Raw genomic sequence first — 20,567 nt, 5'->3', positions numbered from 1 at the left:
TCGGCCACGAGATCATGGGAGCCGGGGAGTCCGGAGTACATCGCGGGCCTGGGCGGGAGGAACGACATGACCAATGTCGACGTACACCAGCATCTGTGGAGCCCGTCGCTGGTAGCGGCCTTGAGGGCGCGCCGCGAGCCGCCGTATCTGGACGGCTGGACGCTGTATCTGGACGGCGAGCCGCCCTACGCCCTTCCGCCCGCCGACCACGACGCGGCAGGCCGCGCGGAACTCGCCGCCACCGACGGCCTCGGCCTGGCGCTGGTCTCCCTTTCGGCGCCGATCGGCGTGGAGTGGCTGCCCGCGGCCGAGGCACGGCCGCTGCTGGACGCCTATCACGAGGGCGCGGCCGCGCTCCCCGCGCCGTTCGGGGCGTGGGCCGCCGCCTGTGTGCGGGACATCGACGCCAAGGTGACGGCGGACCACCTCGACCAGGGTTTCGTCGGCCTCCAACTGCCCGCCGACGCCCTTGCGGACGCCGCCGGTTACGCCCGGTGCGCTCCCCTGCTCGACCTGCTCGAAGAGCGTGACCTCCCGCTGTTCGTGCACCCGGGGCCCGCGGCCGGCGGCTCCGAGGGGCCCGGGTGGTGGCCCGCGATGGTCCCCTACGTCCAGCAGATGCACGCCGCCTGGTTCGCCTTCCGCGCCTACGGCCGCCCCCGTCATCCGCGACTGCGGGTCTGCTTCGCACTGCTGGCCGGGCTCGCCCCGCTGCACGGGGAGCGGTTCGCCGCGCGCGGGGGCGGCGGAGCATCATCGCCCGACCCGTTGGTCTTCGTCGAGACGTCCTCGTACGGGCCGCGTGCCGTCGAGTCCGTCGTGCGTGCGCTGGGCGTGGACGCCGTGGTCCAGGGTTCGGACCGGCCGTACGCCGAGCCGCCGCAGCACCCGGGCCACGGCCTCGGCGGAGCGGCGGCGTATGCCTTCCGTATCGCCAACCCGCGGAGGCTGCTCACCGGGAAGGAGTGACAGCGCGTCCTCGGCCCGGGCCGCGTTCTGGTCCGTACCCCTCCCGTACGGCCCGCGGCGACGCGCCCAGCTCCTTGCGGCAGGCCTTGTTGAAGGCCTGCAGGTCGGGGATGCCGACGGTCGCCGCGATCGCCGGGATGGCCAGCGTGGACGCGATGAGCAGGTGCCGGGCGCGTTCCGTGCGGCGGCGCCGGATGTAGGCGACGACCGTGTGTCCGGTGTCCTCGCGGAACAGCCGGGTCAGATGGGTGGGCGAGACACCGGCGGCGCGGGCGATGGCGGGGACGCTCAGCGGCCCGGCCAGATGCTCCTCGATGTGGGCGACGGCTGTCCGCAGGGCCGGGTGCCGGGAGCCGGGACGGTTCTCGTCGGCGGCGGTCAGGCCGGTGGTGCGCCACAGCACCGTCCACAGTTCGGCGGAGGCCCGGGCCGAGGACTGCGCGCTCGCGGCGACCGTCTGCCGCAGCAGCCCGGTCAGCATCGCCGCGTCCGCACCGGTGTCCTGCATCACCGGGACCCGGCGCCGCTCCCCGTCGCCCGGCAGGCGGAAGTGGGCGTACAGGTGCTCGCAGCGCGTGGCGTCGTAGTGGAAGTGCACCTCGGTGTCGGGCGGGACGAGGCTCACGTGCCCCGGGCGGATCGGGTGCCGGGAGCCGCCCAGCTCGAGGGTGCCCGAGTAGCCGTAGAGATGGAGCTGCCACAGCCGGGGGAGCCGGAACACGTCGTGCGGGCCCGCGGAGCCGTGCACGCCGACGCCCGCGTTCTCCACGTGGGGCGGCCGGTCGAGGGTGAGGTCGACGTGCTGGGTCATGGTGGAAAATTACCAGTGGTCGTCGATTACAGCCCATTACTTCGCCGGTGGCTGTTCCTACGGTTGCCGTATGCCAACCACACGACAGCTGCTGAGCTCCGCCCAGGTGGCGCGGTTCGTGGCCCACGGTTTTCTGCGCCTGGACGGCATCGTGCCCCGGGAGATGAACGAGGAGGCGCTCGGTGTCTTCGCCGCCGGGCTGCCCTCCGTGCCGTACGGCACTCCGGTGCCGAAGGCGTTCCCCGACGGCTCCTTCGCCCGCCGGCTCGTCGAACTGCCCGCCGTCGCGGGGGCGTTGGAGAGCCTGGTGGGTCCGGATCCGACCGTCGACCACCACTTCGTGCACATCCGTGAGCCGCGCGAGGGCAGCGCCCAGCCGCTGCACGCCGACGCCGTCATCGATCTGCGCCCCGACGCCTTCGACGTCCAGCTCATGTACTACCCGCAGGAGGTCACCTCGGAGATGGGCGGCACGCTCATCGTCCCCGGCAGCCATCTGCGCCGCACCAACGAGACCGACACCGGCCGCTACCAGAACCTGCGCGGCCAGACCCGGCTGACCTGCCCGGCCGGCACTGTCGTGCTGCTGCACCACGGGATCTGGCACGGCGGACGGCGAAACGACAGCGACATCGTCCGCCACATGTACAAGATCCGCTTCAACCCGACCGTGCCCCAGGTGCGGCTGTGGGACACGGCGGACCTGGAGGCGCCCGCCGTCCGGGAGGAGCTGGGGCGCGGTTTCCCCTGGTACGAGCAGGCCACCGGCCGACTGGAGATCCTCAACCGGGTCAGGTTGTGGCGTGTCCTGTCCGGCGATCCCGCATTCGACATCGAGTACTGGGCCACCCGCATCACCAACCGGCCCGCCGCACAGAGGAGCAAGGCGTGACCCTCTCGAACACCCTGCGCCAGCAGGTTCTCGTGCTGTACCTGGACACCTCCGCGCTCGACTCGCGGGTCGTCGGCTGGGCCCGCTACGACGGCACGGGCACCACCCGCCCCACGACCGGGGACAGCGACGAGCCGCCGTACGAGACGGGCGTCGCCGCTCTGCAGGACGGCTGGCGGCTCTTCCAGGCCGCGCAGCTCGTCCCGCCGTATCCGGGGACCGAGCACGAGACGTCGTTCCTCAAGCACGAGTTCTTCTTCGAGAAGCTCGTGAACGGCGGATGAGACCCAGCTCACAGCCGTCAAAAGTTAATTATGGTCGAATGCACCGTAAGTATGACGAATCTGACTTCTGCCTCTCGAGGAATCGGACCAGATGACCCACCCCCGTCTGTCCCCGCGCTCCGCCCCCTTCCTCCCCCCGGAGACGTGGCGGGAGCTGTCGGAGGCGGCCCGGGCGACGGGGACGGGGCAGGTGCTGGACGAACGGTGGACGGCCCGCCGGTTCCTGGACGGGACACCGGGCGGCCGTCGCGGTCCTGGACGCGGACCTGCGTGCGGCCTCCTCGGTACCGGCCTCGCCTCCGTCCCCACCGTCCCGCCGTCTGCGCGGGGCGATCGGGGGCGGCTCGTCACTGGTGCGCGGCACTCGGCTGTGCATTTCAGCCCAGTCGGTCCAGGCAGCGCGGAGTCCGCCGCAGGCGTCATCTTCGGCCACCGGAAGGCCAGTTGCAGCCCCGCTTGCGGTCCTGTCGGTATGGCGTTCGGTCAACGGGAGGCAGTCCCGAAGATCCAGGCGCCCGGCCCCCGCTCCGCGCATACGGTCCCGGCATCCGGCGGACGGGCCCGAGCACGGGCCCGCCGCGATCCACAGGCACAAGGGGAGGCATTGTGGCGAGTGTGGAAGTGTCGCTGAAGGAGATGATGGCCGGGACCGAAGGGGCGGTGGCGGCCGCGGTCGTCGACTACACCAGCGGAATGGCGCTGGGCACCCTGGGCGGCGGCAAGGACCTGGACCCGACGGTCGCGGCGGCCGGCAACACCGACGTCATCCGGGCCAAGGTCCGGACCATGGAGCAGCTGGGGCTCAAGAGCAACATCGAGGACATCCTGATCACGCTCGAGAACCAGTACCACCTCATCCGCCTGGTCACCGGCCGCAACGGCAACGGACTGTTCCTCTATCTGGTCCTCGACAAGGCCCGCTCGAACCTGGCGATGGCCCGGCACCAACTCAAGCGCGTGGAGGAGCAGTTGGAGATCTAGAGCGGTTTTCGGCCGGGACGCCGTGCGCCCACGATGTGAAGACTTCTTCAAGTCACCACATCCACATGAGTCCAACCCGTGGCCGCCCGGCGTCCCCGCCCAGCAGTATCGGCACCGACGACCCCGTACCGTCCGGCAGGGAGCGAGCGCCGCCCATGCACGTCCCCCTCTATCAGGCCAAGGCGGACTTCTTCCGCATGCTCGGCCACCCCGTGCGCATCCGCGTCCTGGAGCTGCTGCAGCACGGGCCCGTGCCGGTCCGCGACCTGCTCGCCGACATCGACATAGAGCCCTCCAGCCTCTCCCAGCAGCTGGCCGTGCTGCGGCGCTCGGGCATCGTCGTCTCCATCCGCGAAGGTTCCACGGTGAGTTACGCCCTGGCCGGAGGCGACGTCGCCGAATTGCTGCGCGCCGCCCGCCGCATCCTCACCGAGCTCCTGGCGGGCCAGAACCAGCTCCTGAGCCAACTTCAGCAGGCCGACACCACCGCGGCCGAAGTTCCCGCCGCGGGAAGCCTCCTCACCGATCGGGGCAGCCCTCGTCCGACACCCTGACCTGCCATCCGCCGCCGCTCACTTCGGCGGTGACCGTGGCGTCGGACGGACGCGTGAGGCGGTACGCGGCGGCGGCCGTGCAGACGACCTGCCGTACCCCCGTGCCGCTCAACCTGACCATGCCTGCGGGGAGTCGGATCGTCATCGTGTCCCCCTTCACCGTCACCTTCGGGGCGTCCGGCGAGGGGGGGTCCCCGGGCTCGTCGGTGGCGGGCGGGACCGCCATGGCGGTGGGCGTGCCCGGTATCTCGGTGGAGACCTTCCCCGATCGCCTCTCCCCGGACAGCGGACCGGCCATCAGCAGCCGTAGCGCCGCCTCGGGGTCACCGGGCTGCTCGGTCGTGCGGGGCATCGCGACGAGTGCGCCGTTCTCGACGAAGTAGACCGGCGTCACCGGCAGCGTCCCGCTCGCGGGACCGCCGGCCTCCACCACTCCCGTCGCGGGGATCCCGCAGGAGGTGACCGCGAGGAGCGTCAGCAGCGGAACGCTTCGCAGGGCCTTCATGACACGTTCTCCTCGGGCGACTCGTCCCGCCACAGCGGAAGTTCTACGGTGAAGACGGCGCCGCCCGCCGGGTGGTTGGCCGCGCGGACGGTGCCGCCGTGGATGCGGACGTTCTCGGCGGCGATGGACAGACCGAGGCCGCTGCCCTCGGAGCGGATCCGGGCGGTGTCCGACTTGTAGAACCGCTCGAAGACATGGGGCAGGACGTCGTGGGGGATGCCGGGGCCGCTGTCCCGCACCTCGATGACGGCCCCGGCGTCGCCGGCGCTCAGACGCACCTGTACCGGGCGGGCGCCGTGCTTGAGCGCGTTGCCGACCAGGTTGGCGACGACCACGTCGAGGCGGCGCGGGTCGACGCGTCCGCGTACCGCGTGCGGCGGCGGCAGATCGGTGGCCACCGTGTCCGTCCAGCCGCGGGCGGCGAGGGTGCGCCGGATCGACTCGGCGAGGTCGATCTCGTCCAGGTGCAGCACCGCCGCGCCCGCGTCGAACCGGGAGATCTCCATCAAGTCGTCGACGAGACGGGCGAGTTTCACGGTCTCCTCGCTGATGAGCCGGACCGCGGTGGCCGTGTCCGGGTCCAGCCGGGCGGCGTCCTCGTCGAGGACGTCGGTGACGGCGGACATGGCGGCGAGCGGGGTGCGCAGTTCGTGCGAGACGTCGGCCGCGAAGCGGCGGGCCCGCGCCTCCATCTCACGCAGTTCGGCCACCGAGGTCTCCAGTGCGGCCGCCGTCTCGTTGAACGTGTGGGACAGATCGGCGAGTTCGTCGGAGCCGTTGACCGCGAGCCGGGTGTCCAGGCGCCCTTCGGCGATCCTGCGGGTGGCGAGCCGCAGCTTGCGCACCGGCACCAGCACCCCGCGGGCGGCGAGGAGCGCGAGCACGACAGCGAGCGCGAGGGCCACCACCATGGCTCGTTCGACAGCGGTGACCAGGGCGTCGACGTAGGCCTGTTCCGTGGTCTGCGGAACGACGAGGAACACCCGGACCCCGGTGGCCGTGTCGGCGGTGTCCCGGCCGCCGAAGAGAATCGACATGCCGACGACCAGGGAGGTGCGTCCGTCGCCACGCACCCGTTGGAAGACGGTGGCCCGGCTGGCGCCGACGGCCTCCCGCAGCGCGGGGGTCACCTCGGTGAAGGGGTCTCCCGGGGCGGAGGAGCCGCTGAGGTCTCCGTAGGTCACCAGCACCCGCCAGCTCCCCTGCGACTCGGTGGCCGCCACCTCCTGCGCGAACTTCCCCAGCGCCGACTCCCCGGGTGGCACGTCGAGTTCACTGGCGTGCTGGTTGAGCTGGGCCCTCAGCTGTCTGATGGTGGCGTCCTGGCTCTGCTGGAGTACCCCGGTGCGCGCCTCGCGGAAGGTCAGCGCCCCTGTCGAGATGGCCGCGACGGCGGCGACGAGCCCGAACGCCACCACCAGGCGGGCCCGCAGGCCCCGCAGCCGGCGCTTCCTCACGGCGCCGCGAAGCGGTAGCCGAAACCGCGCACGGTGTGGATGTAGCGGGGTGCGCGGGGCGGCTCGGACATCTTGGTGCGCAGTCGTTTGACGCAGGCGTCCACCAGGCGGGCGTCGCCGTGGTAGTCGTGCTCCCAGACCGCCTCCAGGAGTTGCTGGCGGCTGAACACCTGGCCCGGCGAGGCGGAGAGGGTGAGCAGGAGCCGCAGTTCGGAGGGGGCGAGGGCGATCGGCTCGCCGTTCAGCGCGACGGTCAGGCCGGCCCGGTCGACGGCCAGGTCGCCGTAGGTGTCGATCTTCGGCAGGCCCTCGGCACCGGGTGCGCTTCCGGCCGCCCGGCGCAGGACGGCGCGTATGCGCGCGTCGAGTACCCGGGCCAGGACGGGCTTGACGACGTAGTCGTCGGCGCCCGCCTCCAGGCCGACGACGATGTCCACTTCTTCACCCCGCGCGGTCGCCATGATGATCGGCAGGGTCTGGTCGACGGCCCGTATGCCCCGGCACACGTCCAGGCCGGTCATGCCGGGCAGCATCAGATCGAGGACGACGATGTCCGGCCGGAAGGCCCGCAGCCGGTCCATCCCCTCCTCGCCGGTCGCGGTGGCGGTGACGTCATGGTTCTGGCGGCGCAGGGCCAGGGCCACGCCCTCCCGCACGGCGGGGTCGTCTTCGATCAGCAGTACACGTGACATGCGCACAGTATCCACACGACCATGACCACGAGGAGGGTTATCGGTTCGTTATCTTCCGGGCCAGGTCCGATCACATGGCGATCACATCGTGAACCATCGTGACAGCGCACAAACGAAACCTCGCCGGCGGTCGTCGCCGGAAGCGCTCCGAGCGGAGTGTGAAGAGCCAACTGGTGGGCGGACTGGCCGCGTTGGCGGCCTTCGCGGCCGTCGGTGGCGCGGTGGTGGCGTGGCTGCCGTCCGACGCGGGCCGAACGTCCGCGGCGCTCGCACCCGTTGAGAGTCCGGCGCCTCAAAGGACGACCAAGTCACCGGGACCGGGACCGGGACCGGATTCAGGCTCGGGCTCGGCATCGGAAGAGTCCAGCGCGCCTCCCAGCCCCTCCACGACTCCCCTCCCCCGGAGCGGTCCGGGGACCTTCGTCACCGCGCCCGGCGGGAGCGGGCGGGTCGGCAAGGGCACGCCCCTGCGCTACCGGGTCGAGGTGGAGAGGGGCATCACGATCTCCCCCGAGGACGTCGCCGCACAGGTGGAGCGGACCCTGGCCGACCCGCGCGGCTGGACGGCCGACGGCCACTCGGCGTTCCAGCGGGTGTCCAGCGGCCCCACCGACTTCCGGGTCCGCCTCGCCACCCCGGCGACCGTCGACAAGATCTGCGCCGAGGGCGGTCTCGACACCGGTGGCAAGGTCAACTGCAGCGTGAACCACAACGTGATGGTCAACCTCAGACGCTGGGTGCTGGCCACCGAGTTCTACCCGAAGGACGTCGTCGGGTACCGCTCGCTGATCATCAACCACGAGGTGGGCCACTTCCTCGGCCACGGCCATGTCACCTGCCCCGGCGAGGGGCAGCCGGCCCCCGCGATGATGCAGCAGATCAAGGGCCTGCTGGGCTGCGTCCCCAATGTCTGGCCGTACGACAACGACGGCCGTCTCCTCACGGGCCCCTCCGCCCCGTGACGCATCGATCCCCCAACTGTCAGGAGTTCAGATGGAGTTACGCGTACGCCACAGACATGCGGCCATGGCCGCGGGAGTGGCTTCGGTGACGCTGGTCCTCGCCGGGCTGCCGGCCGGCGCGGGCGCCGTCGACGCCGGGAGCGGTCGTACGGCCGCCGCGGTACGGACGGTCACGCTGGTCACCGGCGACCGGGTCCTGGTCGACGGCAAGGGCCAGGTCTCCGGAGTGGAGCGGGCACCGGGCCGGAAGAACGTGCCGTTCTCGGTCCGGGAGGTCGCCGGACACACCCGGGTCGTGCCCGGAGATGCCGAACTGCTCCTCGCGCAAGGGAAGTTGGACGCGAGGCTGTTCGACGTGACCCAGCTGCTCAAGGACGGCTACGACGACGCGGGCCGGTCCGACGTACCGCTGATCGTCACGTTCAAGGGCAAGAAGACGCCCTCGATGAGCCCGTTCACCGAGGCCGGGGCCCGAATGGGCCGCACGCTGCCCGTGGTCAACGGCAAGTTGATGCGCTCCGCCAAGAAGCGGACCACCGACTTCTGGGACACCGTCACCACGGAGGAGTCCGGGGCCGTCGAGAAGGTCTGGCTGGACGGCCGGCGCAAGGCCTCGCTCGACAGAAGCGTCCCGCAGATCGGCGCACCTGCCGCGTGGGCCGCCGGATACGACGGCACCGGGGTGAAGGTCGCCGTCCTGGACACCGGCGTCGACACCTCCCACCCCGATCTGGCGGACCAGGTGGTCGAGGAGAAGGACTTCTCGGGCTCCGACGGCACCGGCGACAAGTTCGGACACGGTACGCACGTCGCGTCCACCGTGGCCGGCACCGGCGCCAAGTCCGGGGGCAAGTACAAGGGGGTCGCGCCGGGCGCGAAGATCCTCAACGGCAAGGTCCTGGACGACACCGGCTTCGGCTCGGACTCCGGGATCATCGCCGGCATGGAGTGGGCGGTGGCCCAGAAGGCGGACGTCGTCAACCTCAGCCTCGGCGGCACCGACCTGCCGGGCACCGACCCGATGGAGGAGGCCGTGAACCGGCTCTCCGCCGAATCCGACACGCTCTTCGTCGTGGCGGCCGGGAACGAGGGCGAGTTCGGCGAGGGCACGGTCGGCTCGCCCGGCAGCGCGGACGCCGCGCTCACCGTGGGCGCGGTCGACAAGTCCGACGCACTCGCCGACTTCTCCAGTCGCGGCCCGCGGGTCGGGGACAGCGGCGTCAAGCCGGACCTGACCGCGCCCGGCGTCGAGATCACGGCAGCGGCGGCGGCCGGCAGCATCGTCGAGAAGGAGTACCCCTCCGGCGTCCCCGGCTACGCCACCCTCGACGGTACGTCCATGGCGACCCCGCATGTCGCGGGCGCCGCCGCCCTCCTCGCCCAGCAGCATCCCGACTGGAGCGGCGAGCGTCTCAAGGCGGTCCTCACCGGCTCCGCGAAGCCGGGCGCCTACAGCTCCTTCCAGCAAGGCACCGGCCGTACCGACCTGGTCCGGGCGCTGGGCCAGAACGTCGTCACCGAGCAGGGGCCGCTCGACTTCGGCGAGCAGCAGTGGCCGCACGACGACGACAAGCCGTCCACCAAGCAGCTCACCTACCGCAACCTCGGCACCGAGCCGGTCACCCTCGACCTGTCCGTCGACGCCTTCGCGGTGGACGGAAAGCCCGCCGCCGAGGGCATGTTCAGCGTGTCCCCGCAGCGGATCACCGTCCCGGCGGGCGGCACCGCGAGCGCCGAGGTCACGGCGGACACCCGCGCGGGAAGCTCCGACGGCAGCTTCGGCGGTTCGGTGCAGGCCACTTCGGCCGACGGCAAGGCCCAGGTGCGGTCGGCCGTCGGTGTGGCGCGTGAGGTGGAGTCGTACAGCCTGACGCTGAAGCACCTCGACGAGAACGGCGCGCCGACCGGGGACGCCGCCACCTCGGTCGCCGACTTCGACGGCGACTTCTACGCCGAATACGCCGACGAGCAGGACGGCGAGGTGACGGTACGGCTGCCCAAGGGCGACTACATCCTCAGCGGGGTCGTCCACCCGGAGATCTCGTCGCCCACCCACGCCGTGCTGGTGGAGCCGAGGTTCCGGCTCGACGGCGACAAGACCGTCACCGTGGACGCCCGGCAGGCGAAGCCGGTGGACATCACCGTGCCGGACCCGGCGGCCGAGAACACCGACGCCACCGTCCTGATCGGCTTCGGGCGCGGCGAGGGCAAGCGGGACGGTTCACTCGAGTACCTGATGCCGAGCTTCAAGGGTTCGCGGTTCGGGCGGCTCGGCGGCGGGGAGCCCGTGGACGGGCTCAACTCCCTGTACTCCGGCGGCTGGTCCGCACAGGGCGCGGACGGCAGTCGCGTCAACTACCACGCGGCCTGGCACCGGAAGGGCAACCTGGACGGCTTCACCGCCAAGGTCGAGCGGAAGCGGCTGGCGAAGGTCGACCTCCAGGTGGGCGAGGCCGTCGACGGACGGCGCGTCCAGGCCGAGGTGAGCCCGCACCTGCCCGACGGCGACCTGGTGTTCGGCTTCACCGACATGCGGGGCGACCTGCCGTTCAAGAGCACCGAGTACATCCTCGACAACGGTGTGAAGTGGTCCATGCGCACCTGGCAGCTCTCGGGCGAGGGCCGGGACTCGGTCTTCGAGAACTTCCTCATGCAGATGCCGCAGACCTGGAAGGCAGGTCACAGCTACCAGCAGCGCTTCAACGTCGGCGTCTTCGGCCCGGCACTGGCCGGCACCGGACAGCTCGGACCCGCCGGGGGCTTCCCCGGTGTCGCCCGCATGGGGAACACCGTCAGGGCGTACCTCCCGCTGTTCGGCGACGGCGCCGGACACTGGGGCATCAGCAACACGACCGCGGTGACGACCAGGCTGGAGGCGGACGGCAAGGAGATAGCCGACGACTACGGCATCCCGCCGACCGACGGGCTCACCGAGTACACGGTTCCGGCAGAGGACACCGCGTACAGGCTGACCGTCGACAACTCCCGTGACCCTGCCGTGTACCCGGTCAGCACCCACGTCCGCGCGGAGTGGACCTTCCGCTCGGCGAAGACCCCGGACAGCGAGTTCACCGCACTGCCGCTGTCCACGGTCCGCTTCAGCCCCGACCTGACCCTGGCCAGCACGGCGAAGGCCGGCAAGCGCTTCGAGGTGCCCTTCACCGTCGAGGGCGCGGCGGCGGGACAGCGCCCGGCGAAGCTGGCGTTCCAGGTGTCCTACGACGACGGAAAGACCTGGCAGTCCGCCAAGTCGGTCGGCGGCACGCACCTTTCGCTGAAGCACCCGGCGACGGCAGGCTCCGTCTCCCTGCGCGCGGAGCTGACGGACCGGGCCGGCAACACCCTGACCCAGACGATCGAAAGGGCCTATCTGACCACGCCGTAACTCCTGTACCCAGCTGCCCGGGACGGCCTCGACGCTGTCCCGGGCAGGTGGGTAAACCTCTGCGTCCGGGTTCCAACAGGCGGCATATACAGGCCTGTTGGGGCCGATGATTCACATGAGGCGAGCCTCGGGGATTAACGTGGACGTCCACGACCGGTGTTCGACCGTTCGGCGGGTTTCCCCGTCGCAGCACACGCAGGAGCGTCCATGGCTGATCAGGCAGAGAACTCCGAGCAGTCCGAACAGGAGGCCTTGCCCAAGATCGACACCTCTGTGCCGCAGTCGGCTCGGATCTGGAACTACTGGCTGGGAGGGAAGGACAACTACGAGGTCGACCGGGTGGCCGGTGACGCGTTCCGTGAGATCTTCCCCGGCATCGAGACCGGCGCCCGCGCGGCGCGGTACTTCCTCGCCCGCGCCGTCCGTCATCTGGCCGGTGAGGAGGGTGTCCGGCAGTTCCTGGACATAGGCACCGGGCTGCCGAACGTCGACAACACCCACCAGATCGCCCAGCGGGTGGCCCCGGAGTCCCGGATCGTCTACGTCGACAACGACCCGCTGGTGCTGGCCCACGCCCGCGCACTGCTCACCAGCACCCCGGACGGGGTCACCAACTACGTCGACGCCGATCTGCGCGACCCCGCCACGATCCTGCGGGAGGCCGCGAAGACGCTGGACTTCGACAAGCCCGTCGCCCTCATGCTGATGGGCATCCTCGGCCACATCGAGGACCACGACGAGGCGTGCTCGATCGTGCGGGAACTGGTGGCCGGGCTGCCCTCCGGCAGCTTCCTCGTGCAGTACGACAGCACCGCCACCAGCGAGGCCTACGTCCAGGCCATCCAGCAGTACAACGAGGGCGGTTCGATCCCCTACATCCTCCGCAGCCCCGAGCAGCTCGCGCGCTACTTCGACGGACTGGAGCTGCTCGAACCGGGCGTGGCGTCGTGCTCGCGCTGGCGCCCCGACACCGAGGCGCTGGGCCTTCCCGCGGAGGTCCACCAGTACGGCGGTGTCGCTCGCAAGAGCTGAGTCCGCTCCCGCCGTGTGGTCAGGTCTCCTGGAGGATGCGGTGCAGGATCGTGGGCGTTTCGTCCGGTGACTCGGCCTCGACGGCCAGGCGGTTCATGGCGTCCCAGTAGCACTCGATCTCGGCGGGACGGTCGGGATAGAGGCCGGTGGCGAGTTGTTCGAGGTAGACGACGTCGGGCAACTCGCTGCCGGGCAGCCGCACGATGGTGAACGGGCCGCCCTCCGCCGAGTGGCCGCCGGAGAGGAACGGCAGGATCTGGAGGGAGACCTGCGGGAGCCGGCAGATCTCGATGAGATGCCTGAGCTGGCCGCGCATCGTGGAGCCGCCGCCCACGGGCCGCCGCAGCGCCGCCTCGTCGAGCACGGCCCAGAGCCTGGTCGCCGGCTGCCTGTGCAGGATCCGCTGCCGTGAGATCCGTAACGCGACACGTCGTTCGATCTCCTGCGGGGACGCGTCCGGGTGGGCGAGCCGGAGGGAGGCACGGGCGTAGTCGGGGGTCTGCAGCAGGACCGGAACACGCTGGACCTCGAAGCAGCGGACGAGACTCGCCGTCTGTTCAGCCGCGAGGTAGGTCTGCGTCCAGGCGGGCACCACGTCGTTGAAGTACTGCCACCAGGCAGGGGTGTTGGACTCCTCGACCAGGGTCAGCAGGGTGGCGCGTTCGGCCTCGCCCGTGACGCCGTAGAGAGTGAGCAGATCCTCCACGTCCCGCAGCTTGAAGCCGTGACGGCCGGCCTCCATACGACTGATCTTCGACCGTGAGCCGCGGATGGCATGCCCCGCGTCCTCACGCGAGACCCCCCGCTCCTCCCGCAGCCTGCGCAGCCGCGCGCCCAACAGCAGCCGCGGCACCATGGGCCCGGCCGACCGCCCGCCCAGGATCCCGCTGTCGATCGGTGTTCCTGCGGACTTATGGGCACCCATGGGCATTTCTCCCTGCGGTGAAACTCGACTGTGCACACGTACAGGCACTGCGAGTTGCCATCGTAGGGGCTGACGGCCCGGCTCGGATCGGTACCCGGAAGGTCCGGGCGGCGGCGACGCGAACCACGCATGCCGAGCAATGCGAGAGCAGCAACTGTCCCGAGTCGACGGCCTGTTCGTCGGCCGAAGGCCGTCTACCCGCGCCGGGCGCGACCGGGCACACTGAAGCGTCGGCCGCGGCCTTGCGCCCTCACGTGTCCCCCTCACCGGTCCTACCGCACTCGGGAGGCTTCAGTGATCAGAGCACGCCGTACCGGCGCCAGACGTCCACGGCTGATCGCCTCGGTGGTGAGCCTGCTCGTGGTGACCGCTCTCGCGATGTCCGGCACCGGCGCGGCCGCGGCGCCCGAGGCCGACGCCACACCAGCCGCCGCCTCGGTGTCCGGCGCGGTCTCGGCCGTCGAGTCCCTGGGAATCGCCGGAACGACCTGGGCCGTCGACGAGCGCACCGGGAAGCTGCGGGTACGCGCCGACTCCACGGTCGCCGACACGGACCTGACCAGAATCCGCCGGGCCACCGGGCGTTTCGCGGGTGCCGCGACCCTCGAAAGGCTCGACGGTCGGCTCCGCACCCTCCTGTCCGGCGGCGACGGCATCCACACGTCCGGCCGGCGCTGCTCGGCGGGGGTCAACGTGCACAGCGGCTCCACGTACTACCTCGTCACGGCCGGTCACTGCACCGACGGCATGCCCACCTGGTACACCAGCTCCGCCATGACCACGACAATCGGCCCCACCGCCGGCACCAGTTTCCCCGGCGACGACTTCGGTGTCGTCCGGTACTCCAACCCGGCAGTACCGCACCCCGGCACCATCGGAACCGTCGACGTCACCGGGACCGCGACCGCCTACGTCGGCCAGAGCGTCTGCCGCCGGGGAGCGAGCACCGGCGTCCACTGCGGCAGGGTCACCGCGCTGAACGCCACCGTCAACTACGGGGACGGAACCGTCGTCACGGGGTTGATCCAGACCAACATCTGCGCCGAGCCCGGCGACAGCGGCGGCCCGCTCTACGCAGGCGACAAGGTCGTCGGCATCCTCTCCGGCGGCTCCGGGAACTGTGCCACGGGAGGGACCACCTATTACCAGCCGATCCAGGAGGTGCTGAACGCGTACGGGCTGTCCGTGTACTGACGAGGTGTTGGACACCGGAGAATCGGCAGGTGAGAGACGGCCGCCATACCCTCAAGCCCCCAGGGGGCAGTTGTTCACCAGGGTCGCGGATTCCGCACCGGTGGGCCGGCCCACGGTCCGGGAGACGGGCGGCCGCCTGCCGGTGCCGAGCCAGCGTTCGAGGGCCGTGAACGCCGTGCGGTAGCAGGGCGCGAGGGGACGCAGCCGGTCCGGGAACACGTCGGCCAGGGAATCGGTGTGGGTGCCGCCCTCGATGCGGTAGTAGCGGTACAGACCGTCTCGTCCGGCGTGGCGCACCATACGGGCGTAGACATCCGAGTCCTGACTGATGGGCAGCAGGACGTCCAGGGTGCCGTGCAGGGTGATCAGCGGCTTGCCGATCCGACCGGTCAGGGCGATCCTCGCCACGGCCCGCCGCACCTCGTCGGGACGCGTCGTGTAGTCGTAGTCGGTGTCGCAGGCGGGTGTCTCCGCCGCGCAGTACGGCGTACCCGCCTCTGTCTCCCCGTCGAAACCGGGGTCGAGTTCCTCACGGTAGATCCGCTGGGTCAGGTCCCAGTAGACCTGGTGGTGATACGGCCAGAGAAACTCCGACCCGGCCGGGAACCCCGCGGCGTGCAGGGCCTCCTGCGCCTCCCGGGCGCGTCCGCCCCCGGCTGCGTACACCGGGTAGTGGCGCAGCGCCGCGGGCAGGAAGTCCAGCAGGGTGGGCCCGTCGGGGCGCCACAAGGTGCCTTCCCAGTCGACTCCGCCGTCGTAGAGCTCGGGACGGTTCTCCAACTGCCAGCGCACCAGGTATCCGCCGTTGGACATGCCCGTCACCAGAGTGCGCGCGGGCGGACGGTGGTAGCGCCGGGCGACCGTGACCCGGGCGGCTCGGGTGAGCTGGGTGAGCCGGGCGTTCCACTCGGCGATGGCGTCACCCGGCGCCTTCCCGTCCCGGTAGAAGGCGAGACCGGTGTTGCCCTTGTCAGTGGCGGCGTAGGCATAGCCGCGGGACAGCACCGAGTCGGCGATGGCCCGGTCGTTGGCGTACTGCTCACGGTTGCCGGGGGTGCCGGCAACCACCAGGCCGCCGTTCCACCGGTCGGGCAGCCGGATGACGAACTGGGAGTCGTGTCTCCAGCCATGGTTGGTGTTCGTGGTGGAGGTGTCGGGGAAGTAGCCGTCGATCTGGATGCCGGGGACTCCGCTGGGGACGGTCAGGTCCTTCGGTGTCAGCCCGGCCCAGTCGGCCGGGTCGGTGTGCCCCGATGCGACTGTGCCCGCCGTGGTCAACTCGGCCAGACACGCCGCCTGTTGACGCTCGGCACCCGGTACGCGCAACTGCGTACGGTGCGCGCAGTGCCCGCCCGGATCTCCCGATGCGGCGGTGGCGGACGTGGGAGTGAGCACGAGAGCAGCCACGGCGAGGGCCGTGGGAACGCGGTGTTGCCAGGAGCCTGACGGAGAGCTGAGGGACAGACGCATCAGTGTGCCTCCGAGGACGCTGCAGGGATGCGCGGGAGACTAGGGCGCCCCACCCGCCTCAGACATAGGTCGGCCAACCACCGTCAGCCTTCCGGCAATGGTGCGGGACACCACTCCGGACCGGGAGGCGGGGTCCTGCCCGGCCGAGCGCGAGAGCGACTATGGGCGGCCCTCACACAGCACCTGCCTCGGTTCTGGCTGCTCAGCCCATGCCAGGGCCGGAGGGCGCGCCCCGATGATGCACGGCACACCGACCATCGGGCCCCGCCCGACATCAGGAGGCATTTCGTCATGGGACCGTCGCATCCTCCGTTCCGCTTCACGAAGAGCCGCAGCCTCGTCAGAGGCATCCGCCGCCGGGTCGCCGCAGCCGCGGGCACTCTGGCCCTCACAGCAGGCCTGGTCGCCATGAGCCCGCAGGCGTCCGCCGCGGGCCTGACGCAGATCACCGGCTTCGGCACCAACCCCGGCAACCTGTCCATGTACGCCTACGCACCGGACACCCTGCCGTCCGGCGCCCCGCTCGTGATCGCCCTGCACGGATGCACACAGAGCGCGAGCGACTACTACGCCCACTCCGGCTGGCCGGAGTTCGCCGACCGCTACGGCTTCGCGCTGGTCCTCCCCCAGACGAGCAGCGCCAACAACGCCAACTCCTGCTTCAACTGGTTCGAGCCGGAGGACAGTTCACGCGGGCGGGGCGAGGCACTGTCGATCAGGCAGATGGTCGACAAGGCCGTCTCGCAGTACGGCAGCGACAGCCGGCAGGTCTACGTCACCGGCCTGTCCGCCGGCGGCGGCATGACCGCGAACCTGCTGGCGGCGTACCCCGACGTCTTCGCGGGCGGAGCCATCGACTCCGGTCTGCCCGCGTACTGCGCGACCACCGTGTCCGCGGCGTACACCTGCATGTACAGCCCTCCGGACAGGACCCCCGCCCAATGGGGCGACCTGGTACGCTCCGCCGCTCCCGCCGGCACCACGTCCTGGCCACGCGTCGCGATCTGGCAGGGCTCCGCCGACACCACCGTCCGGCCCGCCAACGCCACCGAGTTGCGCGACCAGTGGACCGACGTGTGGGGCATCGGCCAGACGCCTTCGCGCACGGAAAGCCTGAGCGGGGGCACCACGATGACCGCCTACGACGACGCCACCGGCCGGCCCGCGGTCGAGGTCTACTCGGTCGCCGGCATGGCGCACGGGCTCGCGGTCGACCCCGGCAACGGCACCGAGCAGTGCGGCGCCACCGGCACGTACTACCTCGACGCCATCTGCTCCAGCTACCACACCGTCCGCTTCTGGGGCCTCGACGGCCACGACCAGGGCACCGGTGCCCTGCCCGCGCCCACGGGACTGACGGTCACCGGGACCACCGACACCACCACGGCCCTGAGCTGGAACGCGGTGCCCGATGCGGTCTCGTACACCGTCCGCCGAGACGGCACGAAGGTGGGCACCACCGGGTCGACCGCCTACACCGACACCGGCCTGACCGCAGGCACGACATACGGCTACACCGTGGCGGCCGTGGACGCGGCAGGCGCGGCGGGCGCGGCCTCCGCCACGGTGACCGCATCCACCACCGGGTTCACACCCACGTGTCATACCGCGAGCAACTACGACCACACGGTCGCCGGCCGGGCCCATCAGAGTGGCGGTCAGACCTACGCCAACGGCTCCGACGAGCCCATGGGGCTGTGGAACACGTTCACCGCGCACACCCTCGAGCAGACCGCGCCCGGCTACTACCTCGTCGCGGACTCCGGTTGCCCGGCCTGATCCCGGATCCTCGATACATCGGGTGTATCAGGAGCTATTCACCCTCTAAATCACTCCAGAATCCCTTCCACGGCTATCGAGTACGGTCGAAGTCATTGACTCCTCCGATGTATTGGTGTTGCCTCCCGACCGGATGGACCCCCACTCCCACAACGGAAGGACACCCGATGAACAGGAGATCCGCCTTACGGACAGCGGCCGGACTGCTGGTCGGCGGCCCCGTACTCGCCCTCTCCCGGCCCGCGGGCGCGGCGGTGGCCGCCGACCCGACCGACGGCTGGCAGCAGACGTCGTTCGCCTACAGCTGGCAGAAGCCCTGGAACCTCGATCTGAGCGAGCGTCACAGCTACAGCGGCGGAGTGCACCGGATGTGGGTGTACGCCACCGACGAGCCCTTCCAGGAGGGCAGCTCCACCGATCCGCGTACCGAGATGCGCTGGAAGGTCGACTACACCACGGGCGATCACATGTGGGACGCCGACGTCTATCTCCCCTCCGGCTCGGACGGCGCCTCCTTCGTCCAGATCCTGCGGAGCGTCCACCCCTCCGGGACTCCGGCCACCGACATCATGCTCAACGTCTACGACACGGACGGGGGCACCGTCCGCCGCTACGACGGCACGGCTCTCAGGACCGGGGCCTACGACACCTGGTTCAACGTGAAGATCGCCCACCAGGCGAGCACAGGGACGGGCACGGTCAAGGTCTACTTCGACGACTCCCTCGTCCTGACGGTCGCCGACCGGGGCCCGGCCACCCGCTACTTCAAGAACGGCGTCTACGACCACGGCTCGGGGCGCGCCGAGGCCCGGTTCCGCAACATCCGGTACTGGACGCGGTGATCGCGACGAGTCGGCAGAGCTGATCAGGAACCGGCGAGGAAAGTGACACGTACCTTCCGCTGAGGATTGTCCCGGTTGGTGTCCACCAGGCACACCGACTGCCAAGTCCCCAGCTCCAGCTGCCCGTTCACCACCGGCAGCGTCGCGTGGGGCGGGACGATCGCCGGGAGGACATGGTCGCGGCCGTGGCCGGGGCTGCCGTGGCGGTGCTGCCAGCGATCGTCGGCGGGGAGGAGGGCATGCAGCGCGGCGAGAAGGTCGTCGTCGCTGCCGGCACCGGTCTCGATGAGCGCGACGCCGGCTGTCGCGTGCGGGACGAAGACGTTGAGGAGGCCGTCACGGCCTGCGGCGACCTCCCTCAGGAAGGCCTCGCAGTCGCCGGTGAGATCGACGATCCGCTCCGACGAACCGGAGGCGACGTTCAGGACTCGGGTGGTGGAAGCGTCTGCCATGTCCCCATCCTCACCCCTGAGAGCGGATTCACTCATCATTCCTGGACCACCCTGCGATACGGCGGGTCCAGTCCGCGAGACACCATTGACCGTGGACACGCCGAATGGCTAGCTTCGGCCCCATGTTGCGTTCAGTCCTGCTCACCACGCGCGGTCACATCGACCTGCTGCGGGTGGCCTCCGCCGCGTGTCGCCGCGGCTGCTGACGCCTTCCTCCCCGCTTTTCCCGCACCCTCGTTCCGCCGACAGGCGCGCACGCTGATCCGTGTCGTGCCCAGGCGGCGTCGAGGCGTGCCCCTCGCCGGCCGCTCTCCCCCTCCGTGGAGCATCATGAGCATCAGCCACGCCCCGCCAGATTCCTCCGAAACCGACATTTCGGAAACCTCCCACCTGAACGCCGCCGAGCCCACTGCCCTCGGTCCCACCCCTGTTTCCGCCCCCGCCCCCGACCTCGAACCCATCGTCCCCACCTCCTCCCGCCGCACCCGCGTCCCCCGCTGGCTGCGCCGCACCACCGGTCCCGTCCTGCTGCTGGCGCTATGGCAACTCCTCAGCAGCACCGGTGTGTTGACCGCCGACGTCCTCGCCTCCCCCGGCCGTATCGCCCAGGTCGCGGGTGATCTGATCTCCGACGGTTCGCTGACCTCGGCGATGACGACCTCGTTGCAACGGGTGGCGGGCGGGCTGCTCCTCGGCGCCCTCATCGGCACCGGACTCGCCCTCGTCTCAGGGCTGTTCCGGATCGGCGAGGACATCGTGGACGCTCCGGTGCAGATGCTGCGGACCGTGCCGTTCGTCGGTCTGATCCCGCTGTTCATCATCTGGTTCGGCATCGGCGAGGCCCCGAAGATCGCCATCATCACACTCGGGGTGACCTTTCCGCTCTACCTCAACGTCTACGCGGGCATCCGTGGCGTCGACGCCCAGCTGATCGAGGCCGGGGAGTCCCTCGGTCTCTCGAGGTGGGGGCTCGTACGGCATGTCATCCTGCCGGGCGCGCTGCCCGGCGCCATGACCGGACTGCGCTACTCGCTCGGCATCTCCTGGCTCGCGCTCGTCTTCGCCGAGCAGGTCAACGCGGACTCCGGCATCGGCTTCCTGATGGTGCAGGCGCGGGACTTCCTGCGCACCGACGTCATCGTGGTCTGCCTGATCGTCTACGCCTTCCTCGGCCTGCTGGCCGACTTCATCGTCCGCTCCCTCGAAAGGCTGCTGCTGCAATGGCGACCGACGTTCACCGGCCGGTGAAGCCCCAGGTGTCCGAGGAATCCGAAGCCGAGGGATCCGGGGCGGAGGGATCCGGGCCGGAGGCATCCACGGCCGAAGCAACCCAGGCCGAAGGACCGCAGGGCGAGGCGGCCCAGGCCGAGGCCCCCCACCT

At 70.6% G+C, this 20,567-nt stretch carries 20 protein-coding genes; 13 read left to right on the top strand and 7 right to left on the bottom strand.

Annotation, left to right across the window (positions count from 1 at the left end; translation table 11 throughout):
- Positions 1–66: 66 nt before the first annotated feature.
- Positions 67–969: an amidohydrolase family protein gene (locus tag BFN33_RS25585; protein WP_069762494.1), complete on the top strand. Its 903-nt coding sequence runs from the start codon at positions 67–69 to the stop codon at positions 967–969.
- Here the strand turns inward: BFN33_RS25585 and BFN33_RS25580 are convergent.
- A complete protein-coding gene (locus BFN33_RS25580) occupies positions 953–1,780 on the bottom strand; it encodes an AraC family transcriptional regulator (RefSeq protein ID WP_069762493.1) in 828 nt (275 codons plus the stop codon). The genes BFN33_RS25585 and BFN33_RS25580 overlap by 17 nt on opposite strands.
- Before the next feature lie 70 nt (positions 1,781–1,850).
- Between BFN33_RS25580 and BFN33_RS25575 the strand changes: the two genes are divergently transcribed.
- From BFN33_RS25575 to BFN33_RS25560, 4 genes are all read left to right on the top strand, one after another.
- Positions 1,851–2,672, top strand: a complete 822-nt coding sequence (locus BFN33_RS25575; RefSeq protein ID WP_176742467.1) for a phytanoyl-CoA dioxygenase family protein — start codon at positions 1,851–1,853, stop codon at positions 2,670–2,672.
- Complete coding sequence (locus tag BFN33_RS25570) at positions 2,669–2,956, top strand: hypothetical protein (protein ID WP_069762492.1); 288 nt, start codon at positions 2,669–2,671, stop codon at positions 2,954–2,956. The genes BFN33_RS25575 and BFN33_RS25570 overlap by 4 nt, the downstream gene beginning before the upstream one ends.
- Positions 2,957–3,562: 606 nt before the next feature.
- Positions 3,563–3,937 carry a hypothetical protein gene (locus BFN33_RS25565; RefSeq protein WP_057609821.1) on the top strand — a complete coding sequence of 125 codons (375 nt, stop codon included), beginning with the start codon at positions 3,563–3,565 and terminating at the stop codon, positions 3,935–3,937.
- 155 nt (positions 3,938–4,092) lie between these two features.
- Positions 4,093–4,491: a helix-turn-helix transcriptional regulator gene (locus BFN33_RS25560; protein ID WP_069762491.1), complete on the top strand. Its 399-nt coding sequence runs from the start codon at positions 4,093–4,095 to the stop codon at positions 4,489–4,491.
- On the opposite strand, the gene BFN33_RS25555 is transcribed toward BFN33_RS25560, so the two are convergent.
- From BFN33_RS25555 to BFN33_RS25545, 3 genes are read right to left on the bottom strand one after another with little or no spacing between them, the layout of a single operon-like run.
- Positions 4,457–4,996, bottom strand: a complete 540-nt coding sequence (locus BFN33_RS25555; protein ID WP_069762490.1) for a hypothetical protein — start codon at positions 4,994–4,996, stop codon at positions 4,457–4,459. The two genes, BFN33_RS25560 and BFN33_RS25555, sit on opposite strands and share 35 nt — an antisense overlap.
- Positions 4,993–6,453, bottom strand: a complete 1,461-nt coding sequence (locus BFN33_RS25550; RefSeq protein ID WP_256122870.1) for a HAMP domain-containing sensor histidine kinase — start codon at positions 6,451–6,453, stop codon at positions 4,993–4,995. Before BFN33_RS25550 ends, BFN33_RS25555 begins: the two co-directional genes overlap by 4 nt.
- Positions 6,450–7,145: a response regulator transcription factor gene (locus BFN33_RS25545; RefSeq protein ID WP_069762488.1), complete on the bottom strand. Its 696-nt coding sequence runs from the start codon at positions 7,143–7,145 to the stop codon at positions 6,450–6,452. The genes BFN33_RS25550 and BFN33_RS25545 overlap by 4 nt, the downstream gene beginning before the upstream one ends.
- 98 nt (positions 7,146–7,243) lie before the next feature.
- Between BFN33_RS25545 and BFN33_RS25540 the strand changes: the two genes are divergently transcribed.
- The 3 genes from BFN33_RS25540 (at position 7,244) to BFN33_RS25530 (ending at position 12,524) form a co-directional block, all read left to right on the top strand.
- A complete protein-coding gene (locus tag BFN33_RS25540) occupies positions 7,244–8,107 on the top strand; it encodes a DUF3152 domain-containing protein (RefSeq protein WP_256122869.1) in 864 nt (287 codons plus the stop codon).
- A 31-nt stretch (positions 8,108–8,138) separates the two neighbouring features.
- The gene (locus BFN33_RS25535; RefSeq protein ID WP_069762486.1) at positions 8,139–11,492 is read left to right on the top strand and encodes a S8 family serine peptidase; all 3,354 of its coding nucleotides are present in this window, start codon (positions 8,139–8,141) and stop codon (positions 11,490–11,492) included.
- Between the two features lie 207 nt (positions 11,493–11,699).
- Positions 11,700–12,524, top strand: a complete 825-nt coding sequence (locus BFN33_RS25530; RefSeq protein ID WP_069762485.1) for an SAM-dependent methyltransferase — start codon at positions 11,700–11,702, stop codon at positions 12,522–12,524.
- A 19-nt stretch (positions 12,525–12,543) separates the two neighbouring features.
- On the opposite strand, the gene BFN33_RS25525 is transcribed toward BFN33_RS25530, so the two are convergent.
- Complete coding sequence (locus BFN33_RS25525) at positions 12,544–13,449, bottom strand: helix-turn-helix transcriptional regulator (RefSeq protein WP_069762484.1); 906 nt, start codon at positions 13,447–13,449, stop codon at positions 12,544–12,546.
- 294 nt (positions 13,450–13,743) lie between these two features.
- On the opposite strand from BFN33_RS25525, the gene BFN33_RS25520 reads away from it, so the two are divergent.
- Entirely contained in the window at positions 13,744–14,643 is a 900-nt protein-coding gene (locus tag BFN33_RS25520) for a S1 family peptidase (protein WP_069762483.1), read from the top strand.
- A gap of 51 nt (positions 14,644–14,694) precedes the next feature.
- On the opposite strand, the gene BFN33_RS25515 is transcribed toward BFN33_RS25520, so the two are convergent.
- On the bottom strand, positions 14,695–16,113 hold the full coding sequence (locus BFN33_RS25515) for a tannase/feruloyl esterase family alpha/beta hydrolase (RefSeq protein WP_069762482.1): 1,419 nt from the start codon (positions 16,111–16,113) through the stop codon (positions 14,695–14,697).
- A gap of 291 nt (positions 16,114–16,404) precedes the next feature.
- Between BFN33_RS25515 and BFN33_RS25510 the strand changes: the two genes are divergently transcribed.
- Positions 16,405–17,892, top strand: coding sequence for a PHB depolymerase family esterase (locus BFN33_RS25510; protein WP_069762481.1), 1,488 nt, complete (start codon positions 16,405–16,407; stop codon positions 17,890–17,892).
- Between the two features lie 167 nt (positions 17,893–18,059).
- Positions 18,060–18,734, top strand: coding sequence for a polysaccharide lyase family 7 protein (locus tag BFN33_RS25505; RefSeq protein WP_069762480.1), 675 nt, complete (start codon positions 18,060–18,062; stop codon positions 18,732–18,734).
- A 23-nt stretch (positions 18,735–18,757) separates the two neighbouring features.
- Here BFN33_RS25505 and BFN33_RS25500 read toward each other — a convergent pair whose 3' ends face one another.
- Positions 18,758–19,186, bottom strand: a complete 429-nt coding sequence (locus BFN33_RS25500; RefSeq protein WP_069762479.1) for a secondary thiamine-phosphate synthase enzyme YjbQ — start codon at positions 19,184–19,186, stop codon at positions 18,758–18,760.
- A gap of 104 nt (positions 19,187–19,290) precedes the next feature.
- On the opposite strand from BFN33_RS25500, the gene BFN33_RS55590 reads away from it, so the two are divergent.
- Both BFN33_RS55590 and BFN33_RS25495 read left to right on the top strand, forming a co-directional pair.
- Entirely contained in the window at positions 19,291–19,392 is a 102-nt protein-coding gene (locus tag BFN33_RS55590; protein ID WP_356244832.1) for a putative leader peptide, read from the top strand.
- Between the two features lie 124 nt (positions 19,393–19,516).
- Positions 19,517–20,434 (top strand): ABC transporter permease, encoded by a 918-nt coding sequence (locus BFN33_RS25495; protein ID WP_069762478.1) that lies wholly within the window; start codon positions 19,517–19,519, stop codon positions 20,432–20,434.
- The last annotated feature ends 133 nt before the right edge of the window (positions 20,435–20,567 follow it).

Origin of the sequence: Streptomyces sp. LUP47B, assembly GCF_001746295.1 — a bacterium.
In the GTDB taxonomy this organism is placed as follows: Bacteria; Actinomycetota; Actinomycetes; order Streptomycetales; family Streptomycetaceae; genus Streptomyces.
The sequence above is the reverse complement of the archived record's forward strand: the minus strand, read 5'-3'. Positions and strand labels throughout refer to the sequence as shown.

Excerpts from the sequence above, each read along its gene's own strand:
- BFN33_RS25575 (WP_176742467.1), top strand. The coding sequence starts at position 1,851 with ATGCCAACCACACGACAGCTGCTGAGCTCCGCCCAGGTGGCGCGGTTC.
- BFN33_RS25495 (WP_069762478.1), top strand. The coding sequence starts at position 19,517 with ATGAGCATCAGCCACGCCCCGCCAGATTCCTCCGAAACCGACATTTCG.
- BFN33_RS25525 (WP_069762484.1), bottom strand. The coding sequence starts at position 13,449 with ATGGGTGCCCATAAGTCCGCAGGAACACCGATCGACAGCGGGATCCTG.
- BFN33_RS25510 (WP_069762481.1), top strand. The coding sequence starts at position 16,405 with ATGGGACCGTCGCATCCTCCGTTCCGCTTCACGAAGAGCCGCAGCCTC.
- BFN33_RS25585 (WP_069762494.1), top strand. The coding sequence starts at position 67 with ATGACCAATGTCGACGTACACCAGCATCTGTGGAGCCCGTCGCTGGTA.
- BFN33_RS25515 (WP_069762482.1), bottom strand. The coding sequence starts at position 16,113 with ATGCGTCTGTCCCTCAGCTCTCCGTCAGGCTCCTGGCAACACCGCGTT.
- BFN33_RS25535 (WP_069762486.1), top strand. The coding sequence starts at position 8,139 with ATGGAGTTACGCGTACGCCACAGACATGCGGCCATGGCCGCGGGAGTG.
- BFN33_RS25500 (WP_069762479.1), bottom strand. The coding sequence starts at position 19,186 with ATGGCAGACGCTTCCACCACCCGAGTCCTGAACGTCGCCTCCGGTTCG.
- BFN33_RS25560 (WP_069762491.1), top strand. The coding sequence starts at position 4,093 with ATGCACGTCCCCCTCTATCAGGCCAAGGCGGACTTCTTCCGCATGCTC.
- BFN33_RS25555 (WP_069762490.1), bottom strand. The coding sequence starts at position 4,996 with ATGAAGGCCCTGCGAAGCGTTCCGCTGCTGACGCTCCTCGCGGTCACC.
- BFN33_RS25580 (WP_069762493.1), bottom strand. The coding sequence starts at position 1,780 with ATGACCCAGCACGTCGACCTCACCCTCGACCGGCCGCCCCACGTGGAG.
- BFN33_RS25545 (WP_069762488.1), bottom strand. The coding sequence starts at position 7,145 with ATGTCACGTGTACTGCTGATCGAAGACGACCCCGCCGTGCGGGAGGGC.
- BFN33_RS25530 (WP_069762485.1), top strand. The coding sequence starts at position 11,700 with ATGGCTGATCAGGCAGAGAACTCCGAGCAGTCCGAACAGGAGGCCTTG.
- BFN33_RS25505 (WP_069762480.1), top strand. The coding sequence starts at position 18,060 with ATGAACAGGAGATCCGCCTTACGGACAGCGGCCGGACTGCTGGTCGGC.
- BFN33_RS55590 (WP_356244832.1), top strand. The coding sequence starts at position 19,291 with ATGGCTAGCTTCGGCCCCATGTTGCGTTCAGTCCTGCTCACCACGCGC.